Source organism: Laspinema sp. D2d, assembly GCF_025370755.1.
Lineage (GTDB): Bacteria > Cyanobacteriota > Cyanobacteriia > Cyanobacteriales > Laspinemataceae > Laspinema.
Genome location: NZ_JAMXFC010000048.1, coordinates 16,632 through 39,782 on the forward strand (window position 1 = coordinate 16,632; position 23,151 = coordinate 39,782).

Annotated in this window: 15 protein-coding genes; 10 read left to right on the forward strand and 5 right to left on the reverse strand. The window is 48.7% G+C overall.

The features are described from left to right. The first annotated feature begins 23 nt into the window (after nucleotides 1-23). Nucleotides 24-728: an orotidine-5'-phosphate decarboxylase gene (gene pyrF / locus NG796_RS23530; protein ID WP_261209612.1), complete on the forward strand. Its 705-nt coding sequence runs from the start codon at nucleotides 24-26 to the stop codon at nucleotides 726-728. Between the two features lie 302 nt (nucleotides 729-1,030). Further along, a complete protein-coding gene (locus NG796_RS23535) occupies nucleotides 1,031-1,543 on the forward strand; it encodes a hypothetical protein (protein ID WP_261209613.1) in 513 nt (170 codons plus the stop codon). Between the two features lie 83 nt (nucleotides 1,544-1,626). On the opposite strand, the gene NG796_RS23540 is transcribed toward NG796_RS23535, so the two are convergent. The 3 genes from NG796_RS23540 to NG796_RS23550 all read right to left on the reverse strand — a co-directional run bounded on the left by NG796_RS23540 (nucleotide 1,627) and on the right by NG796_RS23550 (nucleotide 3,783). Beyond that, nucleotides 1,627-2,298: a Fe2+-dependent dioxygenase gene (locus NG796_RS23540; protein WP_261209614.1), complete on the reverse strand. Its 672-nt coding sequence runs from the start codon at nucleotides 2,296-2,298 to the stop codon at nucleotides 1,627-1,629. 210 nt (nucleotides 2,299-2,508) lie between these two features. After that, nucleotides 2,509-2,832, reverse strand: a complete 324-nt coding sequence (locus NG796_RS23545) for a hypothetical protein (RefSeq protein ID WP_261209615.1) — start codon at nucleotides 2,830-2,832, stop codon at nucleotides 2,509-2,511. A 249-nt stretch (nucleotides 2,833-3,081) separates the two neighbouring features. After that, complete coding sequence (locus NG796_RS23550) at nucleotides 3,082-3,783, reverse strand: uracil-DNA glycosylase family protein (protein WP_261209616.1); 702 nt, start codon at nucleotides 3,781-3,783, stop codon at nucleotides 3,082-3,084. 281 nt (nucleotides 3,784-4,064) lie between these two features. Between NG796_RS23550 and NG796_RS23555 the strand changes: the two genes are divergently transcribed. Both NG796_RS23555 and NG796_RS23560 read left to right on the forward strand, forming a co-directional pair. Beyond that, on the forward strand, nucleotides 4,065-4,718 hold the full coding sequence (locus NG796_RS23555) for a phosphoribosyltransferase family protein (RefSeq protein ID WP_261209626.1): 654 nt from the start codon (nucleotides 4,065-4,067) through the stop codon (nucleotides 4,716-4,718). Nucleotides 4,719-4,878: 160 nt separating this feature from the next. Next, a complete protein-coding gene (locus NG796_RS23560; RefSeq protein WP_261209617.1) occupies nucleotides 4,879-5,175 on the forward strand; it encodes a hypothetical protein in 297 nt (98 codons plus the stop codon). 102 nt (nucleotides 5,176-5,277) lie between these two features. Here NG796_RS23560 and NG796_RS23565 read toward each other — a convergent pair whose 3' ends face one another. Further along, the gene (locus NG796_RS23565; protein ID WP_261209627.1) at nucleotides 5,278-5,661 is read right to left on the reverse strand and encodes a VOC family protein; all 384 of its coding nucleotides are present in this window, start codon (nucleotides 5,659-5,661) and stop codon (nucleotides 5,278-5,280) included. A gap of 418 nt (nucleotides 5,662-6,079) precedes the next feature. Between NG796_RS23565 and dxs the strand changes: the two genes are divergently transcribed. The 3 genes from dxs to mtnA all read left to right on the forward strand — a co-directional run bounded on the left by dxs (nucleotide 6,080) and on the right by mtnA (nucleotide 10,451). Continuing rightward, nucleotides 6,080-7,984 (forward strand): 1-deoxy-D-xylulose-5-phosphate synthase, encoded by a 1,905-nt coding sequence (dxs, locus tag NG796_RS23570; RefSeq protein WP_261209618.1) that lies wholly within the window; start codon nucleotides 6,080-6,082, stop codon nucleotides 7,982-7,984. A 137-nt stretch (nucleotides 7,985-8,121) separates the two neighbouring features. Continuing rightward, the gene (locus NG796_RS23575) at nucleotides 8,122-9,360 is read left to right on the forward strand and encodes an NAD(P)/FAD-dependent oxidoreductase (RefSeq protein ID WP_261209619.1); all 1,239 of its coding nucleotides are present in this window, start codon (nucleotides 8,122-8,124) and stop codon (nucleotides 9,358-9,360) included. Between the two features lie 32 nt (nucleotides 9,361-9,392). Continuing rightward, nucleotides 9,393-10,451, forward strand: a complete 1,059-nt coding sequence (gene mtnA / locus NG796_RS23580; RefSeq protein ID WP_261209620.1) for an S-methyl-5-thioribose-1-phosphate isomerase — start codon at nucleotides 9,393-9,395, stop codon at nucleotides 10,449-10,451. Between the two features lie 43 nt (nucleotides 10,452-10,494). On the opposite strand, the gene NG796_RS23585 is transcribed toward mtnA, so the two are convergent. Continuing rightward, nucleotides 10,495-12,582, reverse strand: coding sequence for a cation:proton antiporter (locus tag NG796_RS23585; RefSeq protein WP_261209621.1), 2,088 nt, complete (start codon nucleotides 12,580-12,582; stop codon nucleotides 10,495-10,497). Between the two features lie 1,258 nt (nucleotides 12,583-13,840). Here NG796_RS23585 and NG796_RS23590 point away from each other — a divergent pair. The 3 genes from NG796_RS23590 (at nucleotide 13,841) to NG796_RS23600 (ending at nucleotide 22,931) form a co-directional block, all read left to right on the forward strand. Next, the gene (locus tag NG796_RS23590) at nucleotides 13,841-18,319 is read left to right on the forward strand and encodes a CHAT domain-containing protein (protein WP_261209623.1); all 4,479 of its coding nucleotides are present in this window, start codon (nucleotides 13,841-13,843) and stop codon (nucleotides 18,317-18,319) included. A 645-nt stretch (nucleotides 18,320-18,964) separates the two neighbouring features. Further along, nucleotides 18,965-21,487: a calcium-binding protein gene (locus NG796_RS23595; RefSeq protein ID WP_261209624.1), complete on the forward strand. Its 2,523-nt coding sequence runs from the start codon at nucleotides 18,965-18,967 to the stop codon at nucleotides 21,485-21,487. Nucleotides 21,488-21,554: 67 nt separating this feature from the next. Beyond that, nucleotides 21,555-22,931 carry an HD domain-containing phosphohydrolase gene (locus tag NG796_RS23600; RefSeq protein ID WP_261209625.1) on the forward strand — a complete coding sequence of 459 codons (1,377 nt, stop codon included), beginning with the start codon at nucleotides 21,555-21,557 and terminating at the stop codon, nucleotides 22,929-22,931. Nucleotides 22,932-23,151 lie beyond the last annotated feature (220 nt).

Genomic DNA, 23,151 nt, shown 5'->3' on the forward strand with positions numbered 1-23,151 from the left:
TTATCCCCCTCACCCCTGGAATTATGTCTGTTTGCGATCGCATTATCGTTCCCCTCGATGTCCCCAATCAAACCGATGCCCTCACCCTGATTGATGCCCTACCCGAGGTCTCGTTTTGGAAAGTTGGACTAGAACTCTTTGTCAGTTCTGGTCCTAGCATCCTCTCTGAACTGAAAACTCGTCAAAAACGAATTTTTCTTGACCTGAAATTTCACGATATCCCCAACACCGTAGCGGGGGCCTGTCGGTCTGCGGCCCAGTATCAGGTTGATTTGCTGACCATTCACGCCACCTGTGGACGCAGGGCGCTCAAAGATGCTCAAACCGCCTTAGTCGAAACGACGGGAGAGCAAGCGCCTAAACTCATTGCTATTACCTTGTTAACCAGTCTCAATTCCCGGGATTTAGCGTTTGACCTCAAAATTCCCGTCGAGTTGCCTGAATATGCCTTACAAATGGCTTTAATCGCCAAAGAGAGTGGGTTACCTGGGGCGGTTTGTTCTCCTCACGAAGCGGCCCAATTGCGATCGGTTTGCGGTTCGGAGTTTCTGTTAGTCTGTCCTGGAGTTCGTCCAGCTTGGTCAGAAGCGGGAGATCAACGACGCGCTATGACTCCTGGGGAGGCGATTAAAGCCGGGGCCGATTATTTGGTCATCGGACGACCCATCACCGCCTCGGAGGACCCCGGGGCGGCCTTTCAGCGGATTTGTGAAGAGATAGAGGGATGATGGAAGACCAGGCTCAAGAGGGACCCCACCCTAACCCTCCCCTTGCTAAGGGGAGGGGACCGGAAAGCGGGAGTTCTCAAAAGCCCCCCCTTAGTAAGGGGGGGTTGTGGGGGATTCTTCTTCGGAACCCAGAGGGACCCCACCCTAGCCCTCCCCTTGCGAAGGGGAGGGGACCGGAAAGCCGGAGTGTTCAAAAGCCCCCCCTTACTAAGGGGGGGTTGGGGGGGTCTCTTCAAAGAATTGCCCAGGTTCTGTTGTGCTTTTGTGCGGGGGTTCTCTTTCCCGGGGGGGTTGGGGCCAAGATGCCAGAGGCGATCGCCCAAGTTCCCCCCCCTGCACCCACGGTTCCTGGGGTTTGTCCGGCGGATTTAGACCTATTAATATCTCAATTGCTGCCCGATTTGCCCAGTTATGCCAATCGCACGATTCAACGAAGTAGCCCTGATTATGTGCCTCGGTTCGTGATTCTCGCGGGTCGTCCGGAGTTTCAACCTTTGCCTCAAGGTCCAGGGGTGAATCATCCTCCGGTGTCTCGGTTACCTGGAGATGCAGAAATCGAAGGGTCTGATCCGGCGATCGCTCAAGTTTTTTTTACCACTTTAGAACGTCATTACACAGCCACTCAATCGGTAGAATATCAGCAATATCATTGGCTATTTTTAGCCCAAACGGATCAAGGGTGGCGAGTTAATCAAATGTTTTCTCGCACCGCCTATCCCGCAGGTGCTATTCCGACACCTCCGCGAGATAGTAGTGATAGCGAAATGGCCCAAGCGGTCCGTTTATGGTTAAGCGATTGTCGGCGCAGGGGTTAGTTTTTTCACTTATAAAAAACCTAACGGATTATGAAGGGCTATAAGGGAAGTTATCAAAAATAGTAACTGTTGTATAGTTTGGGTTAAATTTCGACCCATTGCCGCAGTAAATTCGCGTGGGTTTTGCAGAGTAAATCAAATTCTACGGTTTTGCCATGTTCCTCAAATATGGAGCGCCGAACAGTGTCCAGTTCAAAGAGAATTTCTCGTTGCTGCACATCGCGAACTAAACTCTGAACCCAAGTCACCGCAGCGAGACGAATTCCCTCCGTTACTTCGGTAACTTGATGCAGAAAAGTAGAAGGATAAACAATCATTGATCCAGCGGCCAATTTGAATAATTTCTCTCCTAAACTGGTATCGATAACTAATTCTCCTCCTTGATAGGTATCTGGATCGCTGAGAAATAGGGTTAGGGAAACATCCGATCGCACCAATTCTCGCTCACCCATAATTGCATTATCGGTATGCCAACCATAAGACATTCCTGGTTCATACCGACTAAAAACAATGGGGCGAATTGTTTTGGGACGAACGGCAGCTTTAAATAGGGGATTTTGGGCGATCGCAGTCTGCACAATTTCCCGCACCTTTTGGGCAACCTCCGTATCTCCTTTTAATTGAACGTTATCTTTAACAGTTTTCGCATACCTCCCCGCCGTGAGTTTACCATCGACAAATTCACCCTCTTTCAAAAGTCGATGAATCTCTTCTAACTGTTCGGGATTGAGAACTTGATCAATACATAAAATCATGAAATTAATACCCAATTTACCTAAAACTAAGATTGATGATTTTATCGGTAACAATAATTTTAAAATATAGAGAGGTATCCCCTAGTCTTGATATCTAATTCAAGACTAGGAAAACCCCCGAGCAAATCCCATCGTTATCATCAAACGATGGTTAAAATGGTTTAATCGTAGCGACAAGTTGTCACCAAACGAAATAACAGTGGCAATCCACTAAGATTCTCCACCTTCCCCAGCTTGGTCATTTTGCTCCTCTTCACCCTCTTGCTCATTTTGGTTATCTTGGCCGTCTTCGCCCGCTTCGCCATCTTCTTGAGGAGTGGCCGAACCGGGCGCAGTTTGAGTTTCTCCCCCTGTTGCTCCTGAATTGGGAGTAGTCGAACCTGGGGCTGTGGGAGCACCACCTTCTTCTCCATCATCTTGAGTAGTAGGAGCCGGGGGAGTTTGTTCTCCTTCCGGCGGAGTTTCAGGGGCACAGGCAGCCACGGTTGTCGCGAGGCCAAGACTCAGAAATAGCGCAACAGCTTTAGATTTCATAGACAATTTGTGAGTGTGATTATTGCTGGTCAGAAGTGATCATAAGATAATTGTAGAAAATAAACACTAAAAATCTGGGAAAGAAAAGAAACCTCGTTTCTGCGGAAACTTTGGCGGAAAACCCAGATTTGAATAAGCCCGATCGCTCTGAGCGATCGCCATAAACCTCCAGCAGTAGCAGTAGGATAGGCACTGCCCACCTACCGTTCGTACAACCCCCTTGACAGGGCTAGTTTTTTAGTCCCCTGACTATTTCAGTCCGAGTTCTTCTAATTTGGCACTCACGGTCTGGACATCCTGCCACATCAACCATTTTGGCGAGCCTTTTTCTCGGGACGGATTGCGCAGAAGATAGGCGGGATGAAAGATGGGCATACAGAGTTTTCCTTCCCATTCAAACCATTGACCACGAATTTTAGTAATTCCCCGTTTTTCTTTGAGCAATCCTTTAACTGCTGTTGCTCCCGTTAATAAAATAATAGCGGGATTGACTAGACGAATTTGTTCTAAAAGATAGGGTTTACAGGCTTCCATTTCCTCTGGGGTGGGGGCGCGATTTCCGGGCGGTCGGCATTTATTCACATTGCAGATGTAAACGTCTTTTTCGGTGGAAAGTTTGACCGAGGCGAGGATTTTTTCTAATAACTCTCCGCTTTTGCCGACAAAGGGTAATCCCGTTTCATCTTCGGTTTGACCCGGGGCTTCTCCAATAATCATAATCGGAGCCTGGGGATTTCCACGGCCAATCACAGCATGGGTCCGATTCGCCCCTAATCCGCATCGGTGGCATTGATTACAGGGGATTGACAGTTCATCAACGCTACTATAAGTCCCGGGGGGAATGGGAATATCGCCACGGGTTGGAATGAGTTCGGGATTAAAGGATGGGGGTTTAGGAGGTGCATCAAAAGGGGTGATGTCAAATAGATTAAGTTGGCTTTCGTCGGTCATTTTGTATCCTTAGTTTTGTTGATTTAAAATTATAGACGGGTTACAAAAGGCTTAAAATCCTTGGCAAATTTGTGATTTATTTCTGGGTCAGGTCGGTTTTAGACTGGAAGCCAGAGGGGTAAATTATAGCAGCGGTTTGAATGATTTAAACTCCAGTTTAAGCTGGTTTAGGCTAATTTTAGGCTAACAGAAAAGGGGATAAAGTGACCCCTTACGCATCAGGGTCGGAAAAAATCAGCCATCATAGAGGCAACTGAAGTGCTATTTGGCTGGAGGGGATGATGATACCTGCCCCATTATTTCGCGATCGCGCTGATGCGGGAAAACAACTGGCTGAAGCGGTGATTCAACAACTGAGGGAAATCGACCCAGACTTGAGGCAAATTAAACCCATTGTTTATGCTTTGCCGCGAGGGGGATTGCCGATCGCCGCACCTCTGGCGCAGCGGTTGGGTTGTCCCTTGGATATTATTGTGGCTAAAAAAATTACGCGCCCCGAGAACCCAGAACTGGCTCTGGGTGCGGTAACGGCGGATGGAGAAGTTCTCTGGGGAAGACAACGGGTGTTGCGATATCAGGTCCGGCAAATGGCCCAACAGGAGGCTCAAGCGAAAGCGAAAGTACAATTGAGTCAGATGGCCTCGGCTTGTCCCCAGGTGGATCCGACGGGAGCTTGGGCGCTGGTGGTGGATGATGGGATTGCTACGGGGATGACGATGGCTGTGGCGGTACAGGCATTACGGCATCGAAATTTGGCTCAAATCTGGATCTGTGTGCCGGTGGCCCCGGGGGAGTTGGTGGAACAGATAGGACCCTGGTGCGATCGCCTGATAGTGTTGGCAACTCCAGATCCGTTTATGAGTGTCAGCCGGTTTTACGCGGCGTTTCCCCAGGTGGAGATGTCCGAGGCGATCGCCTACTTATCCGCCCAATAATTACTCGGTTCCTCTCCAAAATCAGTAGCTTAAGGCTGGCTATTCCTTCTGGAATAGATATTGGGCTGACCTCCTCTATCTCCCGAGGGCGGATCACTGGGTGAATCTGAGGTTAATCTTAGATTAAGATAAAAAACAAGGTCTTAAATTTTTAATCTAAATGCGACGTTGGCGATTTTGGGGGGATACCCTGATTAACTATATTCAGCAGAATCCTCCCCTGTTTATCGAACTGGTGATGCTTTCAGCAGCGATTGTTTTACTCGGATTTTGGGGGGTGACTCTGGACTGGCCTTATTTAGTCTTGAGTCTAAGTTATGCGGTTGGATCGTCCTGTTCCTGTTTAGTTCGCGGTGCGATCGCCCCTTCTCCCACCTTTAGGCTGCCCCAATTGACGGCAATATTATTATTATTAGTCAGCTTTTTTAGTTTTGCTGATTTATTGGGTTATTTATAATAGACCTCTGGCAAAATAACCGCTCAATCCCCGGAACTGCCGTAAGAACGCCAATCGGCTTTTTAGAATTGGGGAAGAAGTCTAATAGTCTCCCCCTGAGAGCTAATTGGGGGGTAAATGCTGAATCGATTGATGAAAAATCAAGCGATTTCCTAATGGGTCATAAGCGTAAATTTCTCGCCCGTGAGAGGCGGTGGTAATTCCTCCTGGGGGTGGATATCCTAACTGACCCAGATGGGCGATCGCCCCCTCCAAGTGGGTCACTTCAAAACATAAACTCAAACTGCCGGAACCTTGGGACAAAAACTCCGCTTCATGACTGGCTTTTGGCTTGAAAATCCCTAATCTCAACCCTGCCGCAGAAAACTCCGCATAGACTTCGGGACGATAAGGATTAGGGGCGATCGCCAACAATCGAGCATAGAATTGTACAATTTCTTCAAAATTACTCGCCGCCAACGTAACAAAGGCGGCTTGATAGTCCATCTTGATTCCCAAAATAGCCGACTCCCGGTGAGATGCGATCGCAGAAATAATCCTCAATCCTCCCACTGCCACTCTAAGTCCTGATAGCCCTACCCTTTAAGCTGTAGGGCCTGGTTTTTCACCCCTATCCCCAACCCGTCGGGAATGATTTTCTCAAAACCCGTTGGTCTGAAGGGCCGCACCTGGACTAGAGTAAGAGGGGAATATCCCAATTCTATCTGCTCATGGTAAATTAAGTGGGACTTATCAATCCCTTAAGTAGCAGTTATTGAAGCTAATCCCCTTTGCAGTCCAAGCAGCGATGGGGCATACGCCATAGGTCGTCACTGGTGAGGGGGACGGCAAACCCACCCTCTACTCCCCAGTTGACCCTGTGTAACTTCCTTTGTAAGCACGATCGCAGAATTCAATAAAAAATATGCATCTGAGTGAACTGTCTCACCCAAACCAGTTGCACGGTTTATCCATCCATCAACTTGAGCAAATTGCTCGACAAATTCGGGAAAAGCATCTGGAAACGATCGCCGCCTCTGGTGGTCACCTCGGCCCTGGTTTGGGCGTGGTCGAACTGACTCTGGCCCTCTACCAAACCCTCGACCTCGATCGCGATAAAGTCATCTGGGATGTGGGTCACCAAGCCTACCCCCATAAACTGATTACCGGACGGTATAACAATTTCCATACCCTGCGCCAAAAAAATGGCGTTGCCGGATACCTCAAGCGCAGCGAAAGCAAATTTGATCATTTTGGCGCGGGTCACGCCTCCACCAGCATTTCTGCGGGGCTAGGCATGGCTTTAGCCCGGGATATGAAAGGGGAAAAATTCAAAGTCGTGGCGGTGATTGGCGATGGTGCCCTCACGGGCGGCATGGCATTGGAAGCGATTAACCATGCAGGTCATTTGCCTCACACCAATTTGATGGTGGTCCTCAATGATAACGAAATGTCGATTTCTCCCAATGTGGGGGCGATTCCTCGTTATCTGAATAAAATGCGCCTCAGTCCCCCGGTTCAGTTCCTCAAAGACAATTTAGAGGAACAGTTCAAACACCTCCCCTTTGTCGGGGAAACCTTCACCCCAGAAATGCAACGCATCAAGGAAGGGATGAAGCGGTTGGCAGTTCCTAAAGTTGGGGCAGTCTTTGAAGAGTTGGGCTTTACCTATATCGGCCCGATCGATGGGCATAATTTGGAAGAGTTGATCACCACCTTCAATCAAGCGCATCAAATGCAGGGTCCGGTCCTGGTTCATGTGGCTACGGTGAAGGGCAAAGGTTATGCGATCGCCGAAAAAGACCAAGTGGGTTACCATGCCCAAAATCCCTTTAATCTGGCAACGGGGAAAGCTATTCCCTCCAATAAACCCAAACCCCCCAGCTATTCCAAAGTTTTTGCTGAAACCCTGATTAAACTAGCGGAAGAAAACCCGAAAATTGTCGGAATTACTGCCGCAATGGCAACGGGTACGGGGTTAGATAAACTCCAGGCTAAACTTCCCAATCAGTACATTGATGTGGGGATTGCTGAACAACACGCCGCAACTCTGGCAGCGGGTTTAGCTTGTGAGGGCATCCGTCCGGTTTGCGCGATTTATTCCACCTTCCTGCAACGGGCTTATGACCAAATTATTCACGATATCTGCATCCAAAAATTACCCGTGTTTTTCTGTCTGGATCGGGCGGGAATTGTTGGGGCGGATGGGCCAACTCACCAAGGGTTATATGATATTTCCTATCTGCGGTGCGTTCCCAATTTGGTGCTAATGGCACCGAAGGACGAGGCGGAATTGCAACGGATGTTAGTCACGGGAATTGACTACACCGATGGGGCGATCGCCATGCGCTATCCCCGAGGCAATGGATACGGTGTTCCCCTGATGGAAGAAGGATGGGAACCCCTGGAAATTGGCAAAGGGGAAATCCTTCGCAGCGGTGATGATTTGTTAATCCTCGGCTATGGTTCAATGGTCTATCCCGCCTTACAAACAGCGGAAATTCTCAACGAACATGGGATTTCTGCCACAGTGGTGAATGCCCGCTTTGTCAAACCCTTGGATACCGAGTTAATTTTGCCCCTGGCTCAACGCATTGGTAAAGTGGTGACGATGGAAGAAGGCTGCTTGATGGGCGGTTTTGGTTCTGCCGTGGCGGAAGCTTGCATGGATAATAATATCCCGGTATCAATGCTGCGTCTGGGAGTGCCGGATCAGTTAGTGGATCATGCCACACCGGAGCAATCTTTCGCTGACTTAGGTTTAACGCCCTCTCAAATGGCCGATCGCGTTTTACAAACGTTTAAATCGCCTGTCTCTGTTGCTCATTAACTAACACCCTGAGCAATTCTCTCTTTAAAATTATCCATAGAACTCAGGAATAGAGAACGCAGAGAAAACAGCATTTCTCTGCGTTTTCTTTGTCTGAATAATGATGGCTGTATTTCAGGACTCAATTCGGTGATAGCATGAAAAGTTTTGATGTAATTATTGTGGGTGCGGGTCCAGCTGGAGGGCATTGTGCGAGGCAACTCGCGGGTGCTGGCATCCAAGTTTTACTGGTGGAACAACATCAAACCTTTGAGGTAAATAATTTTTCCAGTGCTGCTACTCCCCTGGAAACTTTGACTCAATTTGAGTTACCTGAATCCGTGGTGGGGAGTTTTTGGAATCAGCTTGTAATTGTCAGTACCCATGTTCGGAAACACTGGGAGTCTTCCACCGCTTTAGGCGCGGTGTTGAATTTTGCTAAACTGCGGGAATTTTTGGCCGGGGAAGTGACAAAACATGGCGGTGAGGTGTGGTTGGGTCATCGATACTTGCGTCACTATTCCCAGGATGGGGAAACGGTGGTGATGCTTAAACCCCAGGGGAAAGAGCCGATCGCCCTTCGGACTCGGGTCTTAGTGGATGCCACAGGGGCCGCGCGATCGCTGATGTCTCCTCACCACCAAAAGCGCCCTGATTTTTTTACCGGGACCGGCATTGAATATTTAATTGAAGTGGATGATTCCACTTACCAATCTTGTGCGGAGTCTCTGATGTTTTTCCTCGGCCATCATTGGATACCTCAAGGGTATTCCTGGATTTTTCCGATGGAACCCAATCGTCTCAAAGTAGGGGCGGCTCGTTATTCTGGTCAACATCAAATTCTCCAGGACAAGTATCCGGCGATTAAACAGTCCATTGAGTTGCTGATTCAAGACTATCTGAAAATTAATGACTATCACCGCATAGAAACCCACGGTTCAATGCTGCATTACAGCAGTGGACTTCAAGATATTTACTACCGAGAGAATTTAATTGCGATTGGGGATGCGGTTTCAGCGGTGAATTTTTTGGGGGGAGAAGGGATTCGGCATGGCATGGCCTCGGCCCAAATTGCTAGTGAGTATATTCAGGAGTATCTGGCCGATCGCCGAGGGGATTTCGCCGCCTATCAAACTCACCTTCACCAGAAATTTAAGCCGTCCTGGGATATTTCGGAGAGGGCCGCTAAAAAAGTTTATCTGCACTATAGCGATCGCATCATTGATCAAGGGTTGGCCTATTTAGGAACCCTGGAACTCTCGGAGGTGATAGACCTTTTATTCTACTATCGCTTTGAAAAGATTACGAAAGGGGTCCGGCGCATCCTCTGGCGTAAACTAACTGGATTTTGGCAAGAAATTAGGCAAAAATTGGGCCTATCTAGTACAATCAGTTAGAGCTGATTCACCTAGTTTTTACCGGATTGATTATGTCTGGAAATCCTCCTATTTATCCCGTTGTGTGGAAAGAAGACCATGTAGTGCTCATTGATCAAACTCGTCTGCCGACGGAGTATGCTGTGGTAGAAATTCGTCGCTATGAGGATATGGCAAGGGCCATTCAAACCATGATCGTGCGCGGTGCTCCATCAATTGGTGTGGCGGCAGCTTATGGAATGTATTTAGGGGCCCGGGAAATCGAAACGGAGGAACGGGGGGAGTTTTTGACCCAGCTAGAAACCGTGGCAGAAACGTTACGCCAGACTCGTCCGACGGCGGTTAATTTGTTTTGGGCGATCGCCCGAATGCAAACCGTGGCAAGGCAGACGTTAGGACCCGTCAGCTATCTCAAGAAAATCTTGCTAGAAACGGCACAGGGGATACAAGCGGAACATTTAAAAACCTGTCAGGCGATCGGCGATCGCGGTTTAGAGGTACTCCCCAGTACGCCGCAAAAGCTACGAATTCTCACCCACTGTAATGCGGGGGCTTTAGCAACGGCAGGATATGGGACGGCATTGGGGGTGGTGCGATCGGCATGGAAAAGCGATCGCTTAGAACGCGTCTATGCCGATGAAACCCGTCCCCGTCTGCAAGGGGCAAAACTAACAACTTGGGAATGTGTCCAGGAAGGAATTCCCGTGACTGCGATCGCCGATAATATGGCCGCACACTGCATGAAACAAGGATTAATTGATGCCGTAGTCGTGGGTGCCGATCGCATTGTGGCAAATGGGGATACGGCCAACAAAATCGGTACTTATAATTTAGCTATAGTTGCTAAAGCTCATAGCATTCCTTTTTTTGTGGCCGCACCCTTATCGACGATTGATTTTACATTAGATGAAGGCAGCACCATACCCATCGAAATTCGCGATGCCGAAGAACTTTATCAAATGGGTTCAACCCGAATTTATCCCCTAGGTGTGGAATTTTATAACCCCGCCTTTGATGTCACTCCGTCCGAATTGATTACGGCCATTATCACCGAATATGGAGCCGTGGCACCGTCCGAATTGTACCAATTACAAACTCACCAAGTGGGTTAGTAAAATCCTAAAATTGGCAAGGTTTTAAGGATTAAGACGGGGGTTAAGAGTGCGGTTCACCAAACACAATGAGCGAACATTTTAACTCTTCAATCACCTGGGTGGTGACGTTACTCACGGTTAAACCTCCGGCAGTCCGACGACGAATTGAGCGGAGGATGACCATATCCACTGATTGCGCTGCTTTCATAATGACCTTGACCACATCATCATCAGGAACGGTGGTAATGGAAATTTTGATGGAAGAGTTATCCCGTTTGACCAGTCGGGTGAGATCGGATTCAAATCGCTCAATTTGTTCGGTTGGAGTCCGGCGTGCACAAACGTGTAATAAAGTAATTTCCCCAAAATTGGCATCCGCAAATAACTGAGCAAATCGAACCGTTCGCAAGGTCTGGGGGGATAAATTTTTGACCGGGACTAATAGACGATGAATATTAACAGGTTCATCGATCAGGCGCATGACGGCAACTGGACAGTGAGAGGCCCAAAAAACGTCATTAATCAGGTTACCAAATAATCGGGCGCGCAACCGTGTAGTTGGACTCCATCCCATTACGATTAAGTTGGATTCCCATTCCCTCGCCGTTCGGCTGATGGCATGGCAGATATCATCATCAATGCGAAGTTCGGGTTTAGCTTTGACTTGAAATTCCTCTAACATTTGGACCGAACGCTCCAGCGATCGGCGACTTTCTTTGAGGGCGATATCGAGTTGGGGTTCATCCATGTGAACATGAGCTCTCGCCACGGATAAGGGGATAATTTGCCCAGACTCATGACGGGCTAAAAGCGCCGCCATTTGAATTAAATACCGTTGGGTCAGGGGATTAGAAATGGGTACCACTATGGTAAACACATCATTCCCTTTCACCAGAGGAGGATTTATCGTCGTCTCTACTTCCTTGGGTTCCCACCAGATCGACATATTATCTAGGTTTAGCTGCGCCTGGGGTATAGGCAGTTTGCTGGCAAATCGTGCCGTCATCACGGGTCCGAGAATTGACGTTACGACCATCAAGACAATCACGGTGTTGAACACTTCTGGGGTAATCACGCCCTGTTGAACCCCCACAAGGGCTGCTGCCAAGGTTGCAGCCACTTGTGGTACTGAAAGTGACCACATGGTTAAGGTTTCAATCCACTGATAGCGATACAATAATTTGGCAACCAAAGCCGCTAGAAATTTGCTCCCGATTAAGCCAAAAACGATCGCCAAGGTGAGTCCAAGGGAGGTGGTTAGGGTTTCTATAAATCCATTGATATCGAGCAATAAACCCATCCCCACAAAGAAAAAGGGGATAAATAAAACACTGCCAACAAATTCTACTTTTTCCTTAACCGGACCGTTCCCCACCACATCATTGACCGCAAGTCCGGCGAGAAAAGCTCCCACAATTTGCTCCACATTAATCAATTGAGCGCTGACAGCGGCAAGAAACAGAGCAAGTAAGACGAATAAAAACTGATTCCCTTCCTCATCTCCCGTGCGGCGAAAATATTCTTTTCCAGCCCACTCAACTCCAAATAATATGCCAGCCGAGTACAGTCCCAGTAATACTAACTGGAGGATTAATGAAAAGGCGGTGAATTCTCCAGCGTTGAAGGAAACACAAATTGCCAACACTAACAATGCGCCAATATCAGTAAAGATTGTGGCACCAATGGTCACTATAATGGCCTCATTTCCGACAACTCCCAATCGGTTGACGATAGGATAGCCCAGGAGCGTATGAGAGGCGAGGAGGGAACCAATTAAAATGGAAGGATTCCAATCAAATCCAAAACTTCGCCCAATAATTGTACCAACAATCATGGGTACAATAAAAGTGGCTAATCCAAAGCCGAGGGAGCGATTTTTAGTTCTACGGAACTGTTGAATATCAATTTCTAAACCCGCGACGAACATGAGGTAGATTTTGCCAATGTCCGAAAGCAGTTTGATGGTGTCGGTACTGGGATTGAGCAGTTTAGCCCCATCAGGACCTAAAACCACTCCAGCGATTAACAACCCGATTAATCCGGGTAGTCGCAGATTCTCAAAGATCGGAGGGACGATCAAGATGACCAAGAGCAGAAGAGTAAATTCTACAATTGGCTCTTTGGGAATTAAGTTTGTTAGTTGTTCCATAAGCGGGCGATCGCAGCCAACTGATCACGTTGGGGTAAGAGAGCTTAATTTAACTTATCATAGTCTGAAAAATAATTTTCCTTCACTCGATTCTGTCTACCCCCGGTGTTATTTTAGAGTTTTGAGGTAAGTTTCAGTATTAAGTTTTCTTGTTTTTTAATACAAAAAGTTAAATTTACAACCTTCTAAATTTTAAAAATATCCCGATTAAATCCGTTTAATTATAAACATCTAAACAGGGAGCATCTTGCTCTTTATGGTTTGTTACCTTGGGGTTGCCAGGGAGCAAGAGGCTTGAAGTTTTTGGTGAACGGCTTAAATTTATTTTTACTGGCTATAGCAATCCTAAATCAGAAGTGCAAGCATCTTGCTGGCTTTTGTCTATAGCGAGCAAAATGCTTGCATTCGTTAAAATATTTGTGCCTGACGATTTCGGGAAATGCTCTATAAAAAATTGCAGATTCTCAACCCTCAAGGAGAGTTAGAACCAGGCGGGCTGGGTTGAGGGGCCTCAAGCGGGGATGAAGGGTTCGGCGCAGGGCGATCGCCAGGATCCTTAGTGAGGTTTTCTCTACCCTTTGAGAGTCCGAGTCGGGGTCCGTTAGATCGACCTATTCCTATAGATAGATTCATCCGCTCCAGAAAATCATCTATTTTTCCGGGGTTAAACTCTATCCTTTAGGTGAGGCCATTTCCCTAGGCATCGACTATACTAGAAATCGCTAAGTTATAGGGTTCAATCCAAGGCGATCGCCATCAGGCGGGGGGAGTTTGTCTAGGGAAGGGGTCATTTTTTTTGAGACTTAGGGACTGCGTTAACGATTGTTTCTGCCTTGGGGATTAAGGAGTTCCCCGGGTAGGGAGTCCAGACTTGAGGGTTTTCAGTCCAGGGCGATCGCCACATCGGAACTGATAGGTGTGCCACCTCTCCTCCAATCCTTGAACTTCCTGTATGGTCAAGATTAGAGGTCTTGCCAAATTCTCTATAGTCCCCCAGTAATTCAATTTTTCTTCCTCTACCTTCTCCATGAGATCCACATTTATTGCTCTAATTTCCCCTAGCAAATAAACATTTATTCCTGTGCCTCCCCCTTAAGAAGGGGGACGGGAGGGGGATCTCAGGGGGAGCTAACGGCAATAGGAGGGCGAGCAATCCGATATAAAAGCCAGAAGTCTGTTTCTACTCTCAGGTGAGGGAATCCCCACTAGATTCTCCAGCATTATTCAAATGTAACCCTTTTTTTATATCCAAATTATTATGCAATTTTTAGTTTATAAAACTCGCTTTTTGATATCTTTTACCTGGGGAATAATTCTACCCCTTGTCACTCCCATTGTAGCGTTTTCTCAGCCACCGCAACCGCCGATTCTGCCCGCTGAAGATGGAACCGGGACCGTAGTCAATCCCGAGGGAGAAGTCTTTCACATTCAGGGCGGAACGCTCTCCTCGGATGGGGGTAATCTGTTTCATACGTTTCAACAATTTGGATTAAATGCTGGTCAAACGGCTAACTTTCTGTCTAATCCAGAAATTCGCAATATTCTGGGGCGAGTTACTGGGGTGGATGCCTCTTATATTAATGGCTTAATTCAAGTTACCGGAGGGCCGTCTAATTTATTCTTAATCAACCCGGCTGGACTGGTTTTTGGGCCGGATGCTGCCTTGAATGTCCCGGCTGCTTTTACCGCTGCTACGGCAACGGGAATCCAGTTTGATTCGGGGTGGTTTGATGGGCAGGGATTCAATAATTATAGCCAGTTGATTGGCAAGCCTCTGGCTTTTTCTTTTAGCACTCAAGAACTCGGAAGTATTATTAATACTGCTGATCTGAGGGTGAATTCCTACCAGAATTTAAGCTTGATAGGGGGAACCGTGATCAATCGCGGAACCCTTAGCGCCCCCGAAGGAACGATTACCCTAGCTGCCGTCCCGGGAGAAAGTTTGGTCCGGATTGCTCAAGAGGGATATTTACTCAGTATTGAGGTGAATTCCGAGGATTTAACCCTGGGAAATTCCGGCAGTCTTCCCGAAGCGGTGAATCCCCTTTCTTTACCGGAATTACTGACTCAAACGGGGGTGGGTCATGCTACGGGGGTGACCGTTACGGAGGCGGGAACTGTGATTTTGACGGGTTCGGGTCTGCCGGTGAAACCCGGGGATTTGGTAATGAGCGATCGCCCTATATCCTCGACAGTTCCCGAGGACCGAACGATGATTAATAGCGCAAATGCAATGCTTTCAACCCCTGAAAACTTAACGATTCTGGGGGGTCAACTGCGGACAACTGGGGATTTGACCCTACGCAGTGGTGATACAGTCCGGGTTCGCGAAGGGGAAACCGGATTTCAGGCGATCGCCGGAGGCAATTTAGCCATTTTCGGGAATCAAGGCATTGATATCCTCGCCTTAACCGGAATTCAACCGGCATTTCAAGCGGGGGGAAATCTCAGTTTAGTCAGTCCAGGCAATATTTCTGGGGATTCTAACTTTTCCGCTGGGGGAAATTTCTCTATTGAGAATGGAGTCGGGGGTGGAGGTCAGTTTGTGAGTGAATATGACCCCATTATTAGCGCTAGTGGTGATGTGATTTTTGGGTCTTATACGGGGGTTTCCCTCAAAGTTGAAGCGGGTGGTGAGATTGTCGCTGAGGATATTACCATTACGGGTCCCGATACGACTTTGGCAAACCTAAACGACCCCGATGCCGAACTTTTGCTGAATGAAGCAACGTTAATTTTGCGATCGGGGGTCGAATCGTTAGTCACTCCCTCGGATCTCCCAACAACCCTGGGTAATACCTTTCTGGTGACTCGCCCTGGGAGTTCACAGGCTAATATTACGCTAGGACGGGTTTCGACTGCCGGAGGACCCGTGATTTTAAACTCGGCAGGGGAATTGTTTGTGGATGCGATCGCCACTGCTGGGGGAGAGATTCGCCTCACTGCTAACGATAATATTACCGCTACAGGAACTCTCAATTCTCAAGGGGGTGACATCAACATCACCGCCGGAAATTTCCTACGAGTCCTAGATACTTTTAATAACCCAAATGGTGTCGATGCCAGTATTTCATCCGTAGAAAGTGGCGATCGCGGCGGAGATATTCGCATCGAACACAACGGAGGTACGACCACTCCCTTTATTATCGGGGATGCCACGATTAATGGGACTGCTGGTGCAATTACTACAGGTTCTGAGACGATTTCGCCTAACTTTTCTGTCCCCGTCCCCCCATCTCGTTATACCCAAGGCAATATTACAATTGTCACTCAAAGTCCTGATGGAACTCCCACTGAACCAGGGGAAGAAACTCCTACTGAACCAGGGGAAGAAACTCCTACTGAACCAGGGGAAGAAACTCCTAATGAACCAGGGGAAGAAACTCCTAATGAACCAGGGGAAGAAACTCCCAATGAACCAGGGGAAGAAACTCCTAATGAACCAGGGGAAGAAACTCCCACTGAACCAGGGGAAGAAACTCCCACTGAACCAGGGGAAGAAACTCCCACTGAACCAGGTAATGAGACGCCGACGCAACCGGGAACAGGAACTCCTACTCAACCAGGAACAGGAACTCCCACACAACCAGGAACAGGAACTCCTACTCAACCGGGAACAGGAACTCCCACGCAACCGGGAACAGGAACTCCTACTCAACCGGGAACAGGAACTCCTACTCAACCGGGAACAGGAACTCCTACTCAACCGGGAACAGGAACTCCCACGCAACCGGGAACAGGAACTCCCACGCAACCGGGAACAGGAACTCCCACACAACCGGGAACAGGAACTCCCACGCAACCGGGAACAGGAACTCCTACTCAACCGGGAACAGGAACTCCCACGCAACCAGGGACAGGAACTCCTACTCAACCGGGGACAGGAACTCCTACTCAACCGGGGACAGGAACTCCTACTCAACCGGGGACAGAAACTCCCACGCAACCGGGGACAGGAACTCCACCGATCGCCTCAGATAATCCTTCAACCGGACCCACTGTCACTCCTCCAATACTGCCAAATCCAGTGCCTCCACCGTTCGTTATTTCACCGGCGGAACCGGATTCTAGTAATCCGCCTGGAGGAAATATATCTAACCCCGTTGTACCCGGGAATAACAACGGACAGAATGTCTCGATTCCTCCTGGGAATAATGGCGGAGTGAGTGTACCGATCGCACCGCTAGTCCCGACCCCTCCTCTTGATCCTGGAAGTCCAAATCCTGCAAGTCCAAACGGGGAATCCCCCTCACAGGCGATCGTTCGTAACCTGCGATCGCTGCAATTAGAGGGGGCTCCCAATTCAGGAGAAACCGAGATTGGGAATACTTTAGCGCCACCTATTCCTGACGTCAATTGGATGGGTAATGGAGGCTCTTATTTAGGTCCTGCCTCCGATATGTCCCAGTGGTTTGAAGCACAAAATAGTCTAAGTATTCGCACCGTCAGCCGAATAGATATTGAACAACAGCTTGATGGAGGAGATATCTCGGAAGCGGTTACTCTTCTGGATCTGTATTTTACCGAAGAACTGGGTGTTTATCTGAGCCAAAATATCAGACGTAATTTCAAAACGTTTAGCGCTCTGCAAGAAAAAATCGTCCATGATTCTGAACCAACGGGAACCCGTCCCGCAATTCTTTATACCTTCGTCCGAGCGAAACAATTAGACTTAATTCTAGTACCCAGCAAAGGTAATCCAATTTACAAAAAAGTTGAAGCGGCAGATCGGGAAACCCTGCTGAAAGTGGTCAATGACTTTCGCAAGGCGATTGCCGACCCCCGGTCCCGAACCACCCAAAGTTATCAAGCTCCCGCCCAACAACTCTATGAATGGTTGATTCAACCCTTAGCAAAAGACCTAGTAGACCTGGAAATTGATACCGTGATGTTTTCAATGGATGAGGGGTTGCGATCGCTTCCTATAGCTGCTTTATACGATGGTCAGAAATTTCTGATTGAACAATACACCCTAGGTCTAATTCCCAGTGTTAATTTAACGGAAATGAGCTATAACCCGTTGAACAATGCGCAACTTTTAGCAATGGGAGTCTCAGAATTTTCTGAACTGTATCCGTTACCAGCAGTCCCGGTAGAAATTGCGAGCATTCTAACGGAGTGGCCCGGGCAATCTTTTTTGAATGAAAATTTGACGCTCAAAAATCTGGAAACCCAACGGCAAAAAGAAGCGTTTCAAATGATTCATTTGGCAACTCATGCGGATTTTAAACCGGGGTCTCCCAGTAATTCTTTTATTCAATTATGGGATACAACCCTCCCGCTTTCTGAACTGCGCCGACTGAAATGGGACGAACCGCCTGTGGAATTATTAGTGTTATCAGCTTGTCGGACTGCGATCGGCGATCGTAATGCGGAATTGGGGTTTGCGGGGTTAGCAGTTCAAGCCGGGGTTAAATCAGCTTTAGCGAGTATTTGGTACATCAGTGATGAAGGAACGGTTGCCTTAATGAATGAGTTCTACAATCAATTTAGATCAGGATGGACTAATGAAGATGGTAGCGCTTCTTCTACCCGACCTTACATTAAAGCAGAAGCCTTGCGCCGCGCTCAAATGGCGATGATTCAAGGAGACTGGGAGATTGAAAATGGGGAGTGGATTGCCAACAATCCATCTCGAAGAATTTCTCTGCCTGCGGAACTCAAACATTTAGCCAATCAAAATCTCGATCATCCTTATTATTGGGCTGCTTTTGTGATGATTGGTAGCCCTTGGTAATCTGAAAAATCCACTGAAGTCAAGGAAAATACAGGCTATTATCTGGAATTTTCCTTAGTTTCCCGTCAAAAGGCCGATCCGCCTCGGGAAGACAACAACAGCCGATCGCCCAAGTAGAGGGATCAACCAAGGCTATGCGCGATCGCTGTCAATTTTGTTAACAACCCGTTCCTTTACAAATTTTAACAAAACTATATACTGTCTCACGTTATCTGCGTAGTTTCCGCAGGGTTCGTGAATTGACGGTCCTGATAATCATGTTATATTGGGGGAAAACCACTATAAATTTTGGACATTTAGGGACTTATGATTACAGGACCTGGGGTAAACACAGCGATGAAGGGGATGGAAAAAGCCCTCGCCGATCCACAAAAATAGGCGTGTATCCATCTAAGGGTATAAAAGAGGTTCAACCTATTGCCGCCTCTATGTATTTTGAGAGAGATGTGAATACCTGATTAATCGAGTTTAGGGCGAAAGTTCTCTCGATTGGGCCATGTCTAAATCGGTAACAGACACTTAAGATTAAGTCAAATCCTGAATGTTATTGCCTCGATCTTAATGAAAGAGTCCAATAATTCAGAAGGTGAGTCGTTTCTACAAACCTTGGGGGATAAGGGTTTTTTCATAAAGGGAGGAGTGTATATGCCTGAGCTAACAGTGGGTTTAGATATTCAAGTTAATACAACCGAGGAGGGAGATCAGCTTAACCCTCGAATCACTAGCAACGGGCAGGGACTTTCCCTCGTCGTCTGGGAAAGTCAGGGGAATCCTCCAGGGATTTATGCCCAGCAGTATGACAATGAAGGGAAACCCGTCGGGGATGAGTTTGAAGTTGCCACAGGTAACAATCTGCAAAATCCAATCGTAGCGATCGCCTTAGATGGCAGCTTTGTGATCGCTTGGGAAGAAGCAGGGTCCGACAAGGGAATAGTTCTTCAGCGGTATGACAGTGCGAGAAATCCAATAGGAGAGGCTGTCGCCACCTCACTCACCACCGCTGGAAATCAGGGGGCGATCGCCCTCGATGGTCAAGGAAACATTCTGTTGGTGGGGGCGGAGGGCAACGGTGCAAATGCCGGTATCTTCGCGCAACGATACAACCCCCAAAACGAACTGGTCCAAGACTTTGAGGTGAGTAACGCCGGAATCAATGCAGCTAACCCGACGATTGCAATGGCTGCTAACGGCAACTATGTCATTGCCTGGGAGCAAATCACACCGGGAAATCCAGCAGGGCCCGCTCGAAATATTGTAGCCCGCCGGTTCAACACTACAGGACCACTTGATCAGCTCGCGTTTCAGGTCAATACCACCAGTCAGGCTAATCAAGATAACGCCACTGTCGCGATCGCCCCCGATGGATCAACCTTCTCAATCTCTTGGGAAAGTGGCGGGGGCGATGCCGTTGGGGGGCTGTATGCTCAACGCTATGAGTTCACTTCCGGCGACGCGATCGGGGATGAAATTAAACTCGACCCCGCAATCAATACGGCAACGCAAGCGGTGGCAATTGGTCCCGATGGAACCCTGGCGATCGCCTATTCAGAAGCCTCTGATATCTTCGTCAAGCGCTACAATCGCGCAGGGGATCTGCTTAATCCCGAGGACACGACACCAATTAATGCCCTGACTGAGGGAATTCAAACCTCCCCGGCAATCATCCAGAACAATCAAGGTGAGTTCATCATTGTCTGGCAAAGCGAAAATCAGGACGGCAGTGGTTATGGAATCTATGCCAAAGGTCTGAGTGCAGGAGTCAATGACGACGAGGAAGATGATGAAGTCATCTCGGATCTTCCCGAACTGATTATCACTCCCACCGAAGACACCCTGGAAGTCCTCGAAGGCAGCAGCAGCCAACTCTACTCGGTGGTTCTGAGTCGTAAACCTACCGCCGATGTCACCATCACCTTAGAGACGGGTGAGGGAATTGAACCCCTACCTCCCATCATTTTCACCAAAGACAACTGGGACATCCCGCAAGCCGTCACCGTCACCGCGATCGCCGATGACATTGACCAAGGCGATCGCCCCCTGGAAATCCGTCATCAAGCCACCAGTGCTGACCCCGATTACAACGGACGGGAATTGGGTTCCGTGGAGGCAACCCTGCTGGATGTTCCCCCTCCCGTGACCCCCGGTGGGGTGAGATTCATCCAACCCATTGGGAGTACCGAGGTCCTGCAAGGCTTCAAAGGGGACTCGTATAAAATCGCCCTCTCCCAGAAGCCGACAAAGCCCGTAACCATCACTGTAGAACTGCCGGAGAACCTCTTAACAACGGCAGGGGGTTTACCCCAGGATGACTCCAGTCCCGAAGAGACCCAGACCTTCACCCTCACCTTTACCCCAGACAACTGGAACCGGGCTCAAAGCATCATGGTGAATGCTTTGGATATTCCCGTTGTCCCCAGTCGCACTTTCCAAAATGGAAAGCCCTCGGTAGGGATCAATTATGCTATTAGCAGCGAAGACCCGGCCTATAACGGCTTAGAGATAGATGGGTTAAACCTGAACTTTAACAACACCAACAACCGGGGGATGGAGACAACCCTCGACGAAGCTTCAGCCCTCGGATTGAGTGCCATTGACGATCGCATTACCGGATCCTGGGGTGATGACATGATCCACGGTCGCGAAGGGAATGACCTGATCTATGGAATCGGAGGAAACAATATTATCTATGGACAGGAAGGGAACGACGGCATAGAGGGCGGTGCCGGTAACGATATTATCTATGGCGGTGTCGGGAATAATCACCTGTATGGTGGTGCGGGAGATGACATTATCTATGGAGGGAAAGACAGCGATCGCATTTATGGAGGAGAGGGTAACGATATCCTCTTTGGTGGCGAGGGCAACGATCGCTTCTTTGGCGGTCCCGGTCGCGATATCCTCACCGGAGGTCTGGGTATCGATAGCTTTGGTATCGGTCCGGGTACCGGGGGAAACAGTCTCACAGAAGCCGATATGATTACCGATTTTACCCCTGGGGAAGATATCATCGAATTTGTGGGCAACCTCACCTTTGAACGATTAGATATCTATCAAGGGAGTGATGCTTATGCGGCGGATACCATCCTGCGCGATCGCGAAACCGGGGAATATTATGCGCGGTTGCAAAATGTCATCGCCACCAGCTTAGACTCCTTTGATTTTCTTTAAAACCGCTGACAAGTAAAGCAGTCCCCATTCCCGGTATGATGGGGAAAATGATAAATTACCCGATAAAATGAATCCGGAATCCACACTCAACCAGCTAAAAGCCGCAAGTCCCCAAGGACAATTGCCTTCTAGCTATGGAGTTTACTTTAAGAATACCCTCGTGGCCCTGTGCCACGCCCTTGAAGATCATCTTTTGGAATCTTCTGCGACCGACTCGGACCAGAAACCCCTGGTTTTAGTCACCTTTCAACAAGGCAAGTGGTACTTACAAGAAGCGGAACGATATTGGGACCTGGCCCAGCATTCCGGTCATGTAGCGATCGCGGCCCTCTCCGATAGTGGCTTTAGCACCCACCGCACCAGCGAACTGGAAAACGTCTCCTTGCTGGAACTGGATGCGGAGGATAGCTTAGTTAATGAATGGAATTTAATCATTATCGCGCCCACCTATCGGGCAATGCTGTTATGTCACGAGCTTTCTGACGAAGAGTATTTACCCGAGGGTCAACCTTCCGTAGATATGGAGCGCAAATTCTATGGAATGTGGACCTTTGACCAAGAACTCGTCGCCAAATCCGCAGAAATTTTAATCGAACGATTTCGGCCCTACAATTCGCCCCTGTGCGATCGCCTCCGCCAACAACTCCAGGATATTCTCAAAACTGAAGGTCTTCCCCAGACCGATATGACGGGGGTTGTTAATCGCATCGTCACCTACCTGCAAACGTCGCAACAGCAATTGGTGACCATGAACCGTCAAACCCGCGAACTCTGGGAATTAGAAGGGCGCGCCCTAAAAATTAGCCGGAATTTGAATGCCAATAAACTGCAAGCCTTCTTACGCATGGCCCAGCGCGTAGATGAACGGGACCAAGCCAATCCCTGCGCCTGCTTGCAAGTTTCGGCCTTATCGGAAACCGTGGGTCAACTGCTAGATTTGCCCACCCTACAACTGCGGCGACTGCGACTGGCGGGGTTACTCTTCCGGATTGGGTTAGTTTCCGCACCCCTGGAAATTTTTGCCAAAACCTCCCGAGAGTTAGATGAGGTCAGCTTAACCTTTTGGCGCGATCGGGCGATCCTCAGCGCTCAATTGCTCTGTGCCATGCCTGAATTAGCCCCCGTCACCCACATTGTCAAACATCACCTGGAATATTGGGACGGCAGTGGTAAACCCGATGGACTGCGAAGACAAGACATTCCCCTAGAATCCCAAATTCTGGGGTTAGTCTCCTATTTCCAAGAACTTACCCAATCTCGCGGTTCGCGATCGGCCCGCAGTCTATCCGATGCCCTAGAAAAATGTCAAGCCCGCAGTAACACCCGGTTCGACCCCCAATTAGTCGATACCCTATCCCATATCGTCCGACTCACCGAAATGGGCCTCATGCAACTCCCCGATCGCCCCTCTCAATTGCCCAATGTGTGGTTAGAAGAAGCCTAGTGGGGAGGATGGGGAGGATAGGGGGGATGGGGAGGAAACGACTGAAGTCGGGACGTTAAACATCTCCCGTCTCTCCCCCATCTCCCCCATCTCGATGGGGGTCTCCCCCATCTCGATGGCGGTCTCCCCCATCTCGATGGCGGTCTCCCCCATCTCCCCCATCTCCCCCATCTCCCCCATCTCCCCCATCTCCCCCATCTCCCCCATCTCCCCCATCTCC

Bases quoted from the DNA above. Each gene is read 5' to 3' on its own strand.
- NG796_RS23600 (WP_261209625.1), top strand. From the start codon at position 21,555: ATGAATCCGGAATCCACACTCAACCAGCTAAAAGCCGCAAGTCCCCAA.
- NG796_RS23565 (WP_261209627.1), bottom strand. From the start codon at position 5,661: ATGGACTATCAAGCCGCCTTTGTTACGTTGGCGGCGAGTAATTTTGAA.
- NG796_RS23590 (WP_261209623.1), top strand. From the start codon at position 13,841: ATGCAATTTTTAGTTTATAAAACTCGCTTTTTGATATCTTTTACCTGG.
- NG796_RS23585 (WP_261209621.1), bottom strand. From the start codon at position 12,582: ATGGAACAACTAACAAACTTAATTCCCAAAGAGCCAATTGTAGAATTT.
- NG796_RS23595 (WP_261209624.1), top strand. From the start codon at position 18,965: ATGCCTGAGCTAACAGTGGGTTTAGATATTCAAGTTAATACAACCGAG.
- NG796_RS23550 (WP_261209616.1), bottom strand. From the start codon at position 3,783: ATGACCGACGAAAGCCAACTTAATCTATTTGACATCACCCCTTTTGAT.
- NG796_RS23540 (WP_261209614.1), bottom strand. From the start codon at position 2,298: ATGATTTTATGTATTGATCAAGTTCTCAATCCCGAACAGTTAGAAGAG.
- NG796_RS23560 (WP_261209617.1), top strand. From the start codon at position 4,879: ATGCGACGTTGGCGATTTTGGGGGGATACCCTGATTAACTATATTCAG.
- NG796_RS23575 (WP_261209619.1), top strand. From the start codon at position 8,122: ATGAAAAGTTTTGATGTAATTATTGTGGGTGCGGGTCCAGCTGGAGGG.
- mtnA (WP_261209620.1), top strand. From the start codon at position 9,393: ATGTCTGGAAATCCTCCTATTTATCCCGTTGTGTGGAAAGAAGACCAT.
- NG796_RS23555 (WP_261209626.1), top strand. From the start codon at position 4,065: ATGATACCTGCCCCATTATTTCGCGATCGCGCTGATGCGGGAAAACAA.
- pyrF (WP_261209612.1), top strand. From the start codon at position 24: ATGTCTGTTTGCGATCGCATTATCGTTCCCCTCGATGTCCCCAATCAA.
- dxs (WP_261209618.1), top strand. From the start codon at position 6,080: ATGCATCTGAGTGAACTGTCTCACCCAAACCAGTTGCACGGTTTATCC.
- NG796_RS23545 (WP_261209615.1), bottom strand. From the start codon at position 2,832: ATGAAATCTAAAGCTGTTGCGCTATTTCTGAGTCTTGGCCTCGCGACA.
- NG796_RS23535 (WP_261209613.1), top strand. From the start codon at position 1,031: ATGCCAGAGGCGATCGCCCAAGTTCCCCCCCCTGCACCCACGGTTCCT.